This is a genomic window from Thermoactinomyces vulgaris (genome assembly GCF_003688725.1).
GTDB classification, from domain to species: domain Bacteria; phylum Bacillota; class Bacilli; order Thermoactinomycetales; family Thermoactinomycetaceae; genus Thermoactinomyces; species Thermoactinomyces vulgaris.
Genome location: NZ_REFP01000008.1, coordinates 329,927 through 344,352 on the forward strand (window position 1 = coordinate 329,927; position 14,426 = coordinate 344,352).

16 protein-coding genes and 2 tRNA genes are annotated in these 14,426 nt (G+C 47.8%); 16 read left to right on the plus strand and 2 right to left on the minus strand.

Features of this window, described 5'->3' with window-relative positions; all coding sequences use genetic code 11:
- The first annotated feature begins 70 nt into the window (after positions 1-70).
- From ATH33_RS06020 to ATH33_RS06050, 7 genes are all read left to right on the plus strand, one after another.
- Positions 71-754 carry a zinc metallopeptidase gene (locus ATH33_RS06020; RefSeq protein WP_049720333.1) on the plus strand — a complete coding sequence of 228 codons (684 nt, stop codon included), beginning with the start codon at positions 71-73 and terminating at the stop codon, positions 752-754.
- Between the two features lie 158 nt (positions 755-912).
- Positions 913-1,455 (plus strand): YhcN/YlaJ family sporulation lipoprotein, encoded by a 543-nt coding sequence (locus tag ATH33_RS06025; protein WP_052186848.1) that lies wholly within the window; start codon positions 913-915, stop codon positions 1,453-1,455.
- Positions 1,456-1,546: 91 nt separating this feature from the next.
- On the plus strand, positions 1,547-1,828 hold the full coding sequence (locus ATH33_RS06030) for a DivIVA domain-containing protein (protein WP_049720331.1): 282 nt from the start codon (positions 1,547-1,549) through the stop codon (positions 1,826-1,828).
- 182 nt (positions 1,829-2,010) lie between these two features.
- Positions 2,011-3,603 carry a peptide ABC transporter substrate-binding protein gene (locus ATH33_RS06035; RefSeq protein ID WP_049720330.1) on the plus strand — a complete coding sequence of 531 codons (1,593 nt, stop codon included), beginning with the start codon at positions 2,011-2,013 and terminating at the stop codon, positions 3,601-3,603.
- A 102-nt stretch (positions 3,604-3,705) separates the two neighbouring features.
- On the plus strand, positions 3,706-4,092 hold the full coding sequence (locus tag ATH33_RS06040; RefSeq protein WP_049720329.1) for a DUF308 domain-containing protein: 387 nt from the start codon (positions 3,706-3,708) through the stop codon (positions 4,090-4,092).
- 87 nt (positions 4,093-4,179) lie between these two features.
- A tRNA-Gly gene (locus tag ATH33_RS06045) sits at positions 4,180-4,253 on the plus strand.
- A gap of 197 nt (positions 4,254-4,450) precedes the next feature.
- Positions 4,451-5,092, plus strand: coding sequence for an O-methyltransferase (locus tag ATH33_RS06050; protein ID WP_037997167.1), 642 nt, complete (start codon positions 4,451-4,453; stop codon positions 5,090-5,092).
- Positions 5,093-5,142: 50 nt separating this feature from the next.
- Here ATH33_RS06050 and ATH33_RS13965 read toward each other — a convergent pair whose 3' ends face one another.
- A complete protein-coding gene (locus ATH33_RS13965) occupies positions 5,143-5,388 on the minus strand; it encodes a PGPGW domain-containing protein (RefSeq protein ID WP_037997165.1) in 246 nt (81 codons plus the stop codon).
- Between the two features lie 123 nt (positions 5,389-5,511).
- Between ATH33_RS13965 and ATH33_RS06060 the strand changes: the two genes are divergently transcribed.
- The 7 genes from ATH33_RS06060 to ATH33_RS06090 all read left to right on the plus strand — a co-directional run bounded on the left by ATH33_RS06060 (position 5,512) and on the right by ATH33_RS06090 (position 11,969).
- Entirely contained in the window at positions 5,512-6,075 is a 564-nt protein-coding gene (locus tag ATH33_RS06060) for a beta-class carbonic anhydrase (protein WP_037997162.1), read from the plus strand.
- A gap of 59 nt (positions 6,076-6,134) precedes the next feature.
- Positions 6,135-6,605, plus strand: a complete 471-nt coding sequence (gene msrA, locus ATH33_RS06065) for a peptide-methionine (S)-S-oxide reductase MsrA (protein WP_037997160.1) — start codon at positions 6,135-6,137, stop codon at positions 6,603-6,605.
- 64 nt (positions 6,606-6,669) lie between these two features.
- Positions 6,670-7,014 carry a CHY zinc finger protein gene (locus ATH33_RS06070; protein ID WP_037997175.1) on the plus strand — a complete coding sequence of 115 codons (345 nt, stop codon included), beginning with the start codon at positions 6,670-6,672 and terminating at the stop codon, positions 7,012-7,014.
- A 114-nt stretch (positions 7,015-7,128) separates the two neighbouring features.
- Complete coding sequence (locus ATH33_RS06075; protein ID WP_037997157.1) at positions 7,129-8,289, plus strand: cysteine desulfurase family protein; 1,161 nt, start codon at positions 7,129-7,131, stop codon at positions 8,287-8,289.
- Positions 8,286-9,482 (plus strand): tRNA uracil 4-sulfurtransferase ThiI, encoded by a 1,197-nt coding sequence (gene thiI / locus ATH33_RS06080; protein ID WP_037997154.1) that lies wholly within the window; start codon positions 8,286-8,288, stop codon positions 9,480-9,482. The genes ATH33_RS06075 and thiI overlap by 4 nt, the downstream gene beginning before the upstream one ends.
- Before the next feature lie 77 nt (positions 9,483-9,559).
- Positions 9,560-11,224, plus strand: a complete 1,665-nt coding sequence (locus tag ATH33_RS06085; protein WP_049720405.1) for a M20/M25/M40 family metallo-hydrolase — start codon at positions 9,560-9,562, stop codon at positions 11,222-11,224.
- A 67-nt stretch (positions 11,225-11,291) separates the two neighbouring features.
- A complete protein-coding gene (locus tag ATH33_RS06090; RefSeq protein ID WP_231564635.1) occupies positions 11,292-11,969 on the plus strand; it encodes a TerC family protein in 678 nt (225 codons plus the stop codon).
- Between the two features lie 69 nt (positions 11,970-12,038).
- On the opposite strand, the gene ATH33_RS06095 is transcribed toward ATH33_RS06090, so the two are convergent.
- Positions 12,039-12,113, minus strand: a tRNA-Gln gene (locus ATH33_RS06095).
- Positions 12,114-12,290: 177 nt separating this feature from the next.
- Here ATH33_RS06095 and ATH33_RS06100 point away from each other — a divergent pair.
- Together ATH33_RS06100 and ATH33_RS06105 are read left to right on the plus strand one after the other, a co-directional pair.
- Positions 12,291-13,415: a GspE/PulE family protein gene (locus ATH33_RS06100; RefSeq protein WP_165489735.1), complete on the plus strand. Its 1,125-nt coding sequence runs from the start codon at positions 12,291-12,293 to the stop codon at positions 13,413-13,415.
- The gene (locus ATH33_RS06105) at positions 13,366-14,412 is read left to right on the plus strand and encodes a type II secretion system F family protein (RefSeq protein ID WP_165489736.1); all 1,047 of its coding nucleotides are present in this window, start codon (positions 13,366-13,368) and stop codon (positions 14,410-14,412) included. The genes ATH33_RS06100 and ATH33_RS06105 overlap by 50 nt, the downstream gene beginning before the upstream one ends.
- Positions 14,413-14,426: the final 14 nt, after the last annotated feature.

The window sequence follows — 14,426 nt, forward strand, 5'->3', positions numbered from 1 at the left end:
GTTTTTGTTAGAATAAGAGTGGGTATAGTTATTATGTGTATACAGGCTTGAGTTGAGGAGTGAAGGGTCATTGTTTGGATTATTTCTGTTGCTGTCTTTAGCCGGTTTGGTCTTGACCTTATGGGCACAGGCCAAAGTGAGGGGAAATTATTCTAAATGGTCAAAGGTGCCTGCACGATCCGGATTGACCGGTGCAGAAGTGGCGCGGCGCATTTTGGACCAAAACGGATTGTACAATGTGGCGGTTGAACCGGTACGCGGGATGTTGACGGATCATTATGATCCGGTATCCAGAGTGGTCCGGTTGTCGGAAGGAGTATACAGCTCCAGTTCCATTGCTGCCATTTCGGTGGCCGCGCATGAGTGCGGGCATGCCATTCAACATAAAGAAGCTTATGGCGCGCTTGTCCTGCGCCATCGGATGGTTCCTGTCTTAAACATCACTTCGGGATTGGCTCCTTTCTTGTTGATGGCCGGTATTTTCTTTAAAATGACGGGCATGCTTTTGCTCGGATTGATTTTCTTTTCCGTGGCTGTTTTGTTTCACCTGGTGACATTGCCGGTTGAGTTTAATGCCAGTTCCCGGGCCAAGACGATCATGGTCAGGGAAGGATTTATTAACGGAGCCTCGGAAGAAAGAGGCGTCCGCAAAGTCTTGGGAGCGGCGGCGCTCACCTATGTGGCCGGTGCGGTTGTCGCCTTGGTGGAACTGTTGCAATATGTTGCTTTATTTTTCCTGCAACAGGACGATTAAAGAAAAAACCCTCTTCTGAGGGTTTTTTTTTGTGAACGGTTGATCATCTTTTCCTGTTTTTCCCTCTTTTGCCGTCTTTATGACAGAAACCGGGTACATAGTTTGAGGGCCGGATAACAATAATAATGGCAAATCAAAAGCAAAAGGGGGGAAAACAAATGAACCGAATGGCCTTGTGGATGCGTAGCTTCATGAGTTTATGCCTGGTTTTTGTATTGAGTGCGTGTGCCACTTCCCAAGAGCAAGGAGTGGACCGGGACACGCTGAGGGATGACGTGACAAGAATTGCCAACCGAAACAACATGAACGAACGTGCACAAAACTTTACCCGGATGAATGATACGGATGACAACAACTTGGCTCGTGGTGTCCGGGTTTCGGATGAAGTGGCCGGCGAAGTGGCCGGTTTGCCGGAAGTAAAAAGTGCCGCAGCTATAGTGATGGGCAAAACGGCTTATGTGGCGGTGGTTCTGGATAAAAAACGCGGAGACGGAAAGGTGACGGACCGATTAAAAGAAAAGATCACCAAACACGCCAGAGCCGTGGATCCCACTTTGCGGGATGTGTATGTTTCCGCCAACCCGGATTTCGTCAAACAAATGAATAATTATGCCAATGACTTGCGGAACGGACGTCCGGTCAGCGGATTGATCAAAAATTTAAATGATATCATTAAGAGAACATTCCCGGAAGCCAAATAAGCCTTTTTACGGATATAGACCTCTTTTGAGGTCTGTTTTTTTTATATATAATTAGGACAAAGAAGGAAATTGAAGCAGGGAGTGTCGGTTTGTGAAAAGGTTAACGCCCATGGAGATTTTCAATAAAGATTTCAAGCAATCGTTGCGGGGTTATGACATCGAAGAAGTGAACAAATTTTTGGATCAGGTGATTGCAAGTTATGAAGATGTATTGCAGGAAAATGAATATTTGAAGGAAGAAATCAAGAAGTTGAAAAGCGGTGGAAAAAAGGTGTCCCAGGCAACGGGCCGCAATGCCGCCGTTAAAAACGATGACGTGATCAGTGACATCCTCGCCCGGTTGGATCGTTTGGAGAAAATCGTCCTTCGCTAATACATAAAAACAAGTGTGAAAAATGGCTGGCATCCGTATCAGATCAAAATCAATCGGTTTCCTTCGCTTTCGTCATGGATATATATTTTTATTAAAAATAATAATCAAACCTTCTTCTAAGGAGGTTTTTTGAATATTTTGCTGAATTAAAAAATAGTTTGATGAAAAAAGGGGGGCATCGATTGAGAAAAATATTGACGATGGGGATGGCAGCCATTTTTCTTTTGGCTGTGATGCTAAGCGGTTGCAGTTCAAAAGCGGATCAAGGCGACCAAACGTTGAATTTGAATATCACCGGCGAACCGACTTCCTTGGATCCGGCGCAAGCTTTTGATGAAGATTCCCTGGATATCACCCATAATCTGTTTGTCGGGCTGATGCGCCTGGACGAAAATCATCAACCGCAGCCTGCCATTGCGGAGAAAGTGGAGACCAGTGAAGACGGACGGGTCTATACCTTTACGTTGAGGCAAACCAAATGGTCCGACGGAAGTCCGCTGACCGCCCATGACTTTGAGTTTGCTTGGAAACGGGTGTTGAACCCGGAAACGGCTTCAAAAGCGGCTTTTCTGCTTTATTTTATTAAAGGAGCGGAAGCGTACAATCAAGGAAAAGCCGGTGTGGAAGGAGTCGGAGTTCAAGCGTTGGACGATGACACGTTGCGGGTGGAGCTGGAAAAGCCGACGCCTTCTTTCCTCGAACTCACTGCCTATCCGGTTTATGCCCCGGTGAGCAGGCAGGCATATGAAAAAAATCCCGACATGTTCGAAAATACCCAAAACTATGTGATTAACGGCGCTTACCGGTTGGCTGAATGGAAGCACAACAATTATGTGAAAATAACCAAAAACGAAAATTTTTACAAAGCCAATGAAGTCAAACTGGATGGAATTCATTTTTCGGTGATTACGGATAACCAGACCGTTTATCAAATGTTTCAAACCAAAAAATTGCATGTGGCGTCCAAAAGTTCCATCCCCGGGGAGATGTTAACCCGGCTGATCGGGGAAGAGAAAGTGAAAACCATGGAAGGAAGCGGGCTTTCCTTTTTTCGGTTTAACGTGAAAGAGAAACCGTTTACCAACAAGAAGATCCGTCAAGCGTTTGCGCTGGCGGTGGACCGCAAATTGATCACGGAACAGATTGTGGGAAGCGGGGAAGAGCCGGCATACGCTTATGTCGCTCCTTCCGTGCCGGACAATTTCCGCAAGGAAGGGGGAAATCTGATTTCGGACGGCCAGTATGAAAAGGCACGGCAACTCTTGGCTGAAGGGATGAAAGAAGAAGGATGGGACCGGTTGCCGACGGTGACGCTTATGTACAGTAATGCCACTGACAAAAACAAAAAAGTGGTGGAAGCCGTACAGGAAATGTACCGCAAACATCTGGGCGTGGAAATTCAATTGCAAGCCAAGGAGAAAAAGGTCTATTATGCCGATCAGGAAAACACCCGGTTTGTGATGAGCACCTCCAGTTTCTTGGCAGATTACAACGATGCTTATAATTACTTGGAAAGTTTCCAAACAGGTCATCCGATGAACCGAACCAATTGGAGCAATGAAAAATATGATGCGCTTCTCAAGCAGGCTTCCGAAACGGCTGATCCTGAATCAAGAAAGAAACTGCTGCATGAAGCGGAGGCGATCTTGTTTGAGGAAATGCCGGTATTCCCGCTTTACTATTACAACACGGCATATATGGAACAGCCGGGAGTCAAAGGAATCATCCGCCATCCGGTCGGCCCGAAAGATTATACGCATGCCGAAGTGAATTAAACCCTCTTGGCATCCGGAAGTCCCAAGTGGATTTTTTTTACAAAGTAATTTTGCTTGAAACACACATACTAAGGACAGATCCGGACCGTTTGGAGGGTAATGATGGAGAATCGAGACAATCAATTTCAAAAGCAAGAAGAACGTCAGGAAGAACGTATGGAAAATCGCACCTATCAGGAAAACAATCACAATCCTCAGCTGGATGAAGAGGTGGCACAGGAGGTTGCTCCCAATCCGGCTCTGGCGAAGGACAGAAGGGAGAACAATAAAAGAAAGGAAGAGGCGGGAGGATTCGGCATTGGTTTAACCGCCTTGATTCTGTCCGTTCTTTCATTTTTTGTCTGGCCGTTTGTTTTATCCATTGCCGGGATTATTGTAGGGATTTTTGCCGTTCGGAGAAGAAGTGCTTTAGGATGGTGGGCGATTGCAGTCGGGATCGTTGCCCTGATCGTCGCACTCTTTTTATTTCCGTTCCGACTACTTTTTTAATCACGTCCGGATCAGGTGAACAAGCCTTTCTGAAAAAGAAAGGCTTGTTCTTATGATAGGAATATGTTATAATTTAAAGTGAAATTAGCGGATGTAGTTCAATGGTAGAACACTAGCTTCCCAAGCTAGGAACGCGGGTTCGATTCCCGTCATCCGCTCCAGTTTATTTTCTGAACGGACTGGAAGCGCTTTTAGGAAATGCACAAAAAAGAGGGAATTATCCTGGAACCCCCTCCGAAATAAAAGCAGAGGCATTACTGTTTTCAGTAGTGCCTTTTTTATTTGATTTCAGAAAAAGTAGCCAAGGGTGCGCCCGATCGAATAAAATAATAAAAATAGCGAAGAAGGAGGGGCTTGCATGCAGGAAATACAATATATCCGTGAGCAATTTACGCGTGAAGAAGATGAAGTGCTCAAGTCGATCAGCGCCGGGTTAGAAAAACAAGGGTTCCCGCAAATATCCGTGCCGCCGGAAGTCGGAAAAATGTTACATATGCTTGTTAAGATTTCCAATGCATCCTGTATTTTGGAAATCGGTGCATTGGGGGGCTACAGCACGATCTGGATGGCCAGGGCGTTGCCGGAGCATGGGAAAATTATTTCGTTGGAGTTAAAGGAGGAGCATGCACAATTTGCCCGCGAGAATATTGCCAAGGCGGGGCTCAGTGAACAGGTTGAATTGATCGTCGGCGATGCTTTGGAAAGTTTAAATCAATTGGAGAAAGAACAAAAACGGTTTGATTTCTTTTTTATTGATGCGGACAAGCTGAATTACCCGAACTATCTGGAGAAAGCCATCCGTCTGTCAAATCCGGGGGCCGTGATCACTGCTGACAATTTATTTCTTCGCGGCCGGGTGTTTGATGAGAAAAATCAGGCGCCTTCTCCGGTGACCATGCGCCGGTTTCACCAGCAGATCGCCTCGGATGACCGCTTGGAGTCCCTGATTCTTCCACTGGGTGATGGTTTGGGCGTTTGCCGGGTAAAGGGGTCCCGTTAAAGTTAAAAAAGGAACCCGAATTTTCCGGATTCCACGGTTTCTGTCTGATTCTAATTTTTCTGTGCCGAGCCGGACTTCACAAGAAAACGAGCCATCCATTCATCTGATTTTCGGGCGATGTTCGGATATCGTTTCCGAAGTTTGAGTACGATTCGTGCTGCCCAAGGAGTGGTTTTGGAAAGCAATGCCAATCCGATAAATGTGAACAAAAATCCTTGGAGAAATGGTGCGAAAAAACCAATGATTCCCAATATTAAAAAGGTCCAACCGAGAATGTTTGTCCAAAGTGTTTTCATGTGATGTTCAAACCCCTTCAGCCCGTTAATATATTTTTAGTATATCCCAGACCTCCGGGAATCAAAATGAAGTTTTTTTGGCAAATGTAACATAAATATGACCGTGACGAAGGGGGCAAAATGATGAGTTGTTTGGAAGAAATTTTGTCATATAATGAGAGGTTTGTAAAAAATAAACAATATGAAAGTTACACCACGGACAAATATCCCAATAAACGGTTATTGATTGTTACTTGCATGGATACCCGGTTGACGGAGTTGTTGCCCAAAGCCCTGAATTTGAGAAACGGGGATGCCAAAATTCTCAAGACGGCCGGTGCATTCATATCGGAACCGTATGGAAGCCTGATGCGAAGCCTTTTGGTGGGCGTAACGCTTTTAAAAGTGGAAGAAGTGATGGTGATTGGTCATCATGACTGCGGGCTGGTCGGTTTGACGGGCGAGCGGGTGCTTGAAAAATTAAAAGAGAGAGGAATCACCGAAGAGAAAGCGGATGAAATAGAAAAACAAGGAGTGGATGCCGCGAAATGGTTGTCCGGCATTCAAAGTGTGGAAGAAGGCGTGATGGAAAGTGTCCGTTTGATCCGAAACCATCCTTTTTTTCCCCGGGATGTGTTGATCCATGGCTTAACCATCGATCCCGAAACGGGAAAATTGGAAGTGGTTGATGACGGTCGGAAAAAATAATCTTCTTCTTTTCAGCAAAAACTGATAAAATATGTGGTAATTAAAAGGAGGCACTGCTTATGGCACTGGCTACTTTTGGAGCTGGATGTTTTTGGGGGGTTGAAGAGGTGTTCCGCCAAATTCCCGGTGTGAAAAACACCACTGTGGGTTACATGGGTGGAACCACGGAAAACCCGACGTATGAAGAAGTTTGCACGGATCAAACCGGCCATGCCGAAGTGGTTCAGGTCGAGTATGATCCGGAACAAGTCACCTATGAAGATTTGCTGGATGTATTCTGGAATAATCACAATCCGACGACACTGAACCGTCAGGGCCCTGATGTGGGAACCCAGTACCGTTCGGTCATTTTTTACCATACAGATGAACAAAAGCAGGCTGCGGAAGCGTCGAAAAAACAATTGGATCAATCCGGCAAATGGAAAGATCCGATTGTGACACAGATTGAACCAGCCGGCACTTTTTGGCGTGCGGAAGAATATCATCAACGTTACTTGCAAAAACGCGGCTTAAATGCCTGCCATTTATAATCAGAGAGAAAAGGCGCTGACATCGGGCGCCTTTTTCTGTAAGGAAGTGAAGCGTGTGAAAGAAATGGTTGTCAAAGGCAAAGTCGTGGATGGTATGACCCGTTGTATCCATTACCATTCGGAGTTGGATATCATAGCGGTTAAGTTTGCCTGTTGCGGGCAATACTATCCATGCTATTTTTGTCATCAGGAAGCGGAGAATCATCCGGTCATTCGCTGGTCGGTCCGCCATCTGCATGAAAAAGCGGTCTTCTGCGGTGTGTGCCGGCATGAAATGACCCTGAAGGAGTATTTGCAGGGGACGGGAGCTTGTCCCTCTTGCCGCGCCAAGTTTAATCCGGGTTGCCGGAAACACTGGCAATATTATTTCGACAGGTCTTTGCTATCTTGTATCCGAACAGAAGTTTGAACAAAACAGGCGGATCTCCCGGCACCTGAATGGATGGCAGGTGTTTTGTTTTGTGTTAGAATGATGGAGTTATGAAAACAGGCATTCTTGTACAGCAGAAAGGAGGGGGGATCGGTGGTTTATTTGGATAACAGTGCAACGACCCAAACCGATCCGGCTGTGATTAAGGTCATGGGGGATGTCATGCGCGAAGTGTACGGAAATCCCTCTTCATTGCACGGTATCGGAGTGAAAGCCGAGCGGTTGCTGCAGCAGGCGCGCAAAGTGATTGCCGATCAACTCGGCGGATCGCCGCAGGAAATCATTTTTACTTCGGGAGGAACCGAAGCCAATAACATGGTGATTCGCGGAATTGCCGAATCTTACCGCAACCGGGGAAACCACATCATCACGAGCCAGGTTGAACATCCGTCTGTGTATGATGTTTTTCAGTACCTGAAACAAAAAGGGTGGAAAGTCACTTTTCTGCCTGTGAATGAAAAGGGGCAAGTGAGGACCGAAGACGTCAAAGCCGCTTTGACCGATGAAACGGTTCTGGTTTCCATCATGCATGTCAATAATGAGACGGGAAGCATTCAACCAGTCGGGGAAATCGGGGAATTATTAAAATCTTATCCCAAAGTGATGTTTCATGTGGATGCGGTCCAATCTTTCGGGAAGATCCCGCTGAAACCGGCCGATGCCCATATCGACTTTTTAACCATGTCCGGCCACAAGATTCACGGACCGAAAGGCATTGGTTGTTTATATAAACGGAAAAACCTGACCCTTCCGCCGCTTTTGATCGGCGGGGGACAAGAACAGGGATTTCGCTCGGGAACCGAAAATGTCCCGGCTGTTGCCGGCCTGGCCAAAGCGGTGGTGATGGCTGGCCAATCGGAGAAAGATTTTATCCAAAAATGCCAACGATGGAAAGAAATGCTCTTGGAGCGGGTGAAAGAGTTAAACGGTGTGAAAGTGAACGGAGATACGTCTTCCCGCGGTGGAGCCCCGTATATTTTAAACTTGTCTTTCCCTGGACTGAAGTCCGAGGTGGTGGTTCATGCCTTGGAAAAAGAAAAGGTTTATGTCTCCAGCAAATCAGCATGCTCCTCGAAAAAAGAAGAGCCTTCCAGAGTGTTGAAAGCGATGGGGTTGACCGATCTGGAAGCGATCGGCTCCATCCGGATCAGCATGGGGAGGATGAACACGGACGAAGATATCCGCCGATGCGGCGATGCACTGGTGCGTGTCATCCCGGAATTACAACAAGTCATGAAGGTGCATAAAGGATGAAAAAGAACTGTATATTGTTGCGATATGGAGAGCTTGCATTAAAAGGCAAAAATAAAAAAGAATTTGAGAATCAGTTGGTGAACAACATCCGCCAAAAAGTGAAACGGTTTCCGGGCACGGTGGTGACCAAAAGTCCGGGCCGGATTTATATTGACCTGAGTGAAGAACACTTCGAGCCGGTCATTCAGGCTTGTTCGGAAATTTTCGGTCTGGTGGGGATCAGTCCCGCCATCCGGGTGGAGAAGGATTGGGAAAAAATCAAAGAGGCGGCATTGGCGCTGTTGAGTGAACAAAAGGAACGGGTGCACACGTTTAAGATCAATGCGAAACGGGCCGATAAGCAATTTCCCATCCCCTCCCAGGAGATGAATCACCGGTTGGGCGGATTTTTGCTGGCCAAGCTGCCGCATTTGAAAGTCGACGTCCACGATCCGGATCTGACATTGTTTGTGGAAGTGCGGAAAGAACATGCTTATGTATATGGCGAGGATCTCCCTGGCTTGGGCGGTTTGCCGGTTGGAGTCAGCGGAAGGGTTTTGTTGATGCTCTCCGGAGGGATCGACAGCCCGGTCGCCGGATATCTGGCGCTGAAACGGGGCGTGGAGCTGCAGGCAATTCATTTTCACAGTTATCCGTATACCAGCGAACGGGCCAAACAAAAAGTGATCGACCTGGCCAAAATCTTAACCCGTTACGGGGGACACATCCGGTTGCATGTGGTTCCGTTCACCGAGATCCAAACGGAGATCAACAAGCATTGTTATGAATCGTACAGCATCACCATTATGCGCCGCTTTATGTTCCGCATCGCGGAGCAAATCGCCAAAAAACACAAAGCGTTGGCGCTGGTGACCGGAGAAAGTCTCGGCCAGGTGGCCAGCCAGACACTGGAAAGCATGCAAACGATTAATGCCGTAACGACAATGCCCGTACTAAGGCCGCTGGTGGGGATGGATAAACAGGAAATTATGTCCATCTCCAAGCGTATAGATACTTATGAAACTTCCATTTTGCCGTATGAAGATTGTTGTACGGTTTTTCTCCCGAAAGCACCGAAAACCAAGCCTCATCTGGACGTGGCCGAAAGGCAGGAGCGTTTGCTGGATGTGGAACGGTTGATCCAAGAAGCCGTGGAAAACACGGAAATCATCGACTTGCGCCCGGAAGATGAAGAAGAATTTTCCTACTTTTAAGGTTGCGTTTGGCATGCGGTTTCCGTTCCGCATGCCAAACGGTCAAAACAAACATGACCGAAACGGGGGTCCGATGTATGATTCCATTTCAAGAGGAAGTATACCGATTGACAAAAAAATTGGTTGAACACCCCAGTATTGTCGGAACTTTCGGTGAACGGGACATGGCTTATCTGATTTATGAAATATTGCAAGAGACCCCTTATTTTCAAGAACATCCGGAGTATTTGCAGATGACGCCGACCCGGCAGGATGACCTGGAAAGATATAATGTGCTCGCTTTGCTGAAAGGCGGCAAAGAGAATGAAAGCGAAACCGTGATATTGATGGGGCACATGGATACGGTGGGAGTGGAAGATTACGGGAAGTGGATGAATCTTGCTTTTTCGCCGGAACAATTATTGGAAGAGTGGAAAAAGAGCAAACTGCCGGAAGAAGTGAAAAAAGATCTTGACACCGAAGATTACATCGGCGGACGCGGGGTGCTGGACATGAAAAGCGGGATTGCCATTCATTTGGCGATTGTCCGGTACTTTGCCCGGAACCGGCATTTATTGAATGGGAATTTGCTGTTTGTGGCCGCTTGTGATGAAGAACGGAATTCGCGCGGGATCCTGTCTGCCCTTTCCGATATCTTGAAATGGGGAAGGGAAGAAAATCTTACTTATATTGCGGCAATCAATTCGGATTACACATCGCCCCGATTTCCGGGGGATCGCGACCGCTATATTTATCTGGGGACGGTCGGTAAATTGTTGCCGGCTTTTTATATCGTGGGCAAGGAGACCCATGTGGGGCAGGCATTTGAAGGATTTGATCCCAACTTGATTGCGTCGGAGTTAACGGCGCGAATCGATTACCAAACCGATTTGTGCGATGAAATGTTTGGCGAAATTACTTTGCCCCCGGTTTCATTGAAACAAACGGACCTAAAAAAACAATATGATGTGCAAACGCCCAAAACCGCACTGGTCTACTATAATTTTTTCGTTCACAGTTGGTCGCCGAGGGATGTGCTGGAAAAGTTGAAGCAGGTGGCTATTGACGCCTTTGAATCAGCCGTCATGAAGTTTCGGGGCCGGTCGCGCCGGTATCATGAATTGAGACGCCGTCCGTACCGGGACATTGACTGGAAGCCGCGTGTTTATACATATGAGGAGTTTTACCGGAAATGCCGGGAAAAACACGGACAGGAATTCGAACAGGAAGTCTTGCGATTGACCCGTAACATGCTGAATCAGGAAAACATGGATGTCCGCGAGCATTCGCTGCGGATGGTGGAGGAGTTGTGGAAATGGGGCGGCGACGATGAACCGGCGGTGATTCTTTTTTATGCGGCTCCTTATATTCCCCGTGTGGTTTTAAATGAAAAAGATCCGCGTGATCTCCGCCTGATCCGGGCCGTAGAAAAATCGGTCAAAGAGATTGAGCCTTTGCAGGAGAAAAAGATCAAAGTGCGCAAATTTTTTCCGTACATTTCGGATATGAGCTTTGTGGCAATGAGCGATGATGAACGGGAAATTCAAACGTTTGAAAAAAACATGCCGGTGTGGGGGGCAAAATACCATATGGACATGGAGGCCATCCGGCAGCTGGATGTCCCGGTGATCAACATCGGCCCTTACGGAAAAGACGCCCACAAAAAATGGGAACGGTTGGAAATTTCCTATTCGATGCAATGGGTCCCCAACTTGACCGTGCGTGTGATACGGTATCTTTTCAATTCTGTGGATGCTTTTTGACAACGTCTCATCGGATGAAAATTTGTGTTATCGTATAAAGGAGCAGATACCGAAAAGGAGAGTCGACATGGATACGAGTTGGATGGAGCCTGCCTTATGGCTTGCTTTTTTTAATATTATCATCATCGATTTGATTTTGAGCGGGGATAACGCGGTTGTGATCGGGATGGCTGCACGCAAACTGCCGCCGGCACAAAGGAAAAAAGCGATCGTGTTCGGTGCGGGTATCGCCGTGTTGTTACGGTCCACCCTGACGGTCGTGGCCGCATATTTGTTGAACATTCCTCTGTTGATGACCGTGGGCGGAATCTTGTTGATTGGCATTGCGGTGAAATTATTGGTTGAGGAAGATGACGGAGTGGATGTCCATGCCGGGGACACTTTGAAAAGTGCCATTAAAACCATCATCATCGCTGATGTGGTGATGAGTCTGGATAATGTATTGGCAGTTGCCGGCGCTTCCCACGGGAATGTTTTTCTCGTATTGATGGGACTGGCATTGAGCATTCCGATCATCATGTGGGGAAGCAATATCATTGCCGGATTGCTGAACCGGTTTCCCTGGCTGCTCTATGTCGGAGCCGCCGTACTCGGGTACACGGGCGGACAATTGATCGTGGAAGACCCGTTCGTTCATCAATTGCTGGCCGGGCTGGATGTCTTGAACATGATCATCCCGGTGGCGCTGGCAGCGATTGTCGTTATCAGCGGCTATGCGTGGAAACATAGAACCAAAACAGTGTAAATCAAAAGCCGGCTTGTCCGTTGTTGCGGATGAGCCGGCTTTTTCCGGTTAAAAGGAGCCAATCTTTTTTGGCTGGGGAAGCAGGATTCGAACCTGCGCATCACGGAGTCAAAGTCCGTTGCCTTACCACTTGGCTATTCCCCATTGCTTTCATTCTTAGAATGGATCCATCCGGACCGTTTTATACATCGCACAAGGCATAAAAGAGAAAAAAATCGAAAACAACCAAAATCAAAAAAATGACAAAATTCAGGAGGATCTTCCCTTTTAAAGGGGAAATTGTAAAAATATGTCGTTTGCATGGGGAAAGGGGTATTCAGCGTGGACATAGCTTCTTACATCAATCAATTGTTGCATCAGGCCGTGCAGCTCCGGGCAAGTGATGTCCATATTGAACCGCAACAGGATGCATTGCGCATCCGCATGCGGGTGGACGGACAATTGACGGAGACCGGAAGGGTGGATCTCTTCCATGCGACAGCGATTGTCTCAAGGATCAAAGTGATGAGCCGGTTGGATATCGGGGAAAAACGCCTTCCGCAGGACGGGGTTTTTGTTTTTGAGCGGAACAAACAACCGCTTGAGATCAGGGTATCCACCCTGCCGACGATTTACGGGGAGAAAGTGGTGATGCGGCTTCTTCGCCTTCGCGAGAATCCTTTCACCATGGAAGAGTTGGGGATGGAGAGCGACCAGCAACAAAAAGTGAGGCATCTGTTAAGCAAGAACAGCGGCCTCATGGTTGTCACCGGCCCCACTGGCTCAGGCAAAACCACGACGCTTTACACCTTGTTGCAGACATTGAATCAAAACCGGACCAACATTGTTTCTTTGGAAGATCCGGTTGAATTGCAACTGGACGGGATCAATCAAGTGCAGATCCATCCCAAATCCGGCCTCACTTATGCCTGCGCATTGCGGGCGGTGATGAGGCAAGATCCGGATGTGATCATGATCGGGGAAATCCGGGATGAGGAAGTGGCAAAGATTGCCGTGAGTGCCGCATTGACCGGCCATCTGGTTTTGACGACGTTACACACGCCCGATGCGGCGGGAGCCGTGATACGTTTGCTTGATTTGAAAGTGGAACCGTACCGCCTGGCCGCATCGCTCATTGGGGTGATTGCGCAAAGGCTCGTGCGGCGGATCTGCACCGGCTGTGGCGGTGAGGGGTGCCATCATTGCCGGCAAACCGGGTACCAGGGAAGAACGGGAATCTTTGAAGTGCTGGAGATGAGTGATGATCTGGCCGGGCAGATTGCCCGTCAAAATACATGGATGAAAATTCGCAAGACGATGAAAGATTCGGGGATGAAAACGCTGGAAGACAGGATGAAGGAGTATGTCCGTCAAGGCGAAACGACACTGGAAGAACGGGTGAGGAAGGTCGATGGGGATGTTGTGGATAAGGAAACGGTGGAATGCGGAGCAGTACATGGTGTTTAGCCAACAAATGGGACATCTGTTGGAAAGCGGAATACCATTATTGGCCTGTTTGGAATTGCTGGCGGCACAACGTTTGATCGACGAACCGGTTTATCAACGGCTGAACGGGTTGCTGCAAAAAGGGCAATCGTTGTCCGCTGCTTTGAAAAAACTCAATTTTCCGCCGATTTACATCGCCTTTGTGCGGGCGGCGGAAGAACACGGGGATTACGTATCGGGGTTTAAGCGCTGTGCTTCTTACTATGCAACTAAAGCCAATTGGCAGCGGGAAGTCAAAAAAGCATGCACTTATCCGGCGATCGTTTTTCTCCTTGCCGTTTGCGCTTTTGTCTTTATGTTTGCAGTGGTGATGCCGAGGTTTTCCCATCTGTATGCATCCATGAATATTTCCATGCCGCTGGTCACACGCCGTTTGTTTCGGGTTTATGATGCGATGCCGCAGCTTTTGGCAGGGGGGATGCTTCTCATCCTTCTGGTGGTGGCCGTGGGTTTCATCCTTCGGTTGAGCCCTTTTCCGGTCCGGGTTTGGTGGGGAGCCTGCTGGATCCGTTTGCCGTTGGTCCGGCAGATTTGCCGGTACCGGCACACTCATTTTTTGACCATTCAGCTGTCTTCTCTTTTAAAAGCCGGGGTTTCGTTGGTGGATGCCCTGCAGTTGATCCAAAAACACACACCATGGCCGGTGCTCGTTCACTACCTGAACCGGGTGAACAAAGAACTGTTGACGGGGAAATCTTTTGCTGGTGCCTTGAGCCAAAAGGGCAAATATTTCTTTTTGCCTTCTTTGCCCCGGTTGGTTGCCATTGCCGAAGAATCGGGGAAATTGGTGGAAACCTTGACCAATCTGGCGGACGGGACCGAAATGATGATCCGTTACAAGTTGGAACGGGTGGCCAAAAGCATTGAGCCTGTTTGTATTTTTGTGATCGGCCTTATGATTGCAGTCTCGGTGGTTGCTTTGTTTTTGCCGGTTGTAAAACTGGTGCAGGCGCTCTGAAAAAACGAAAGGGG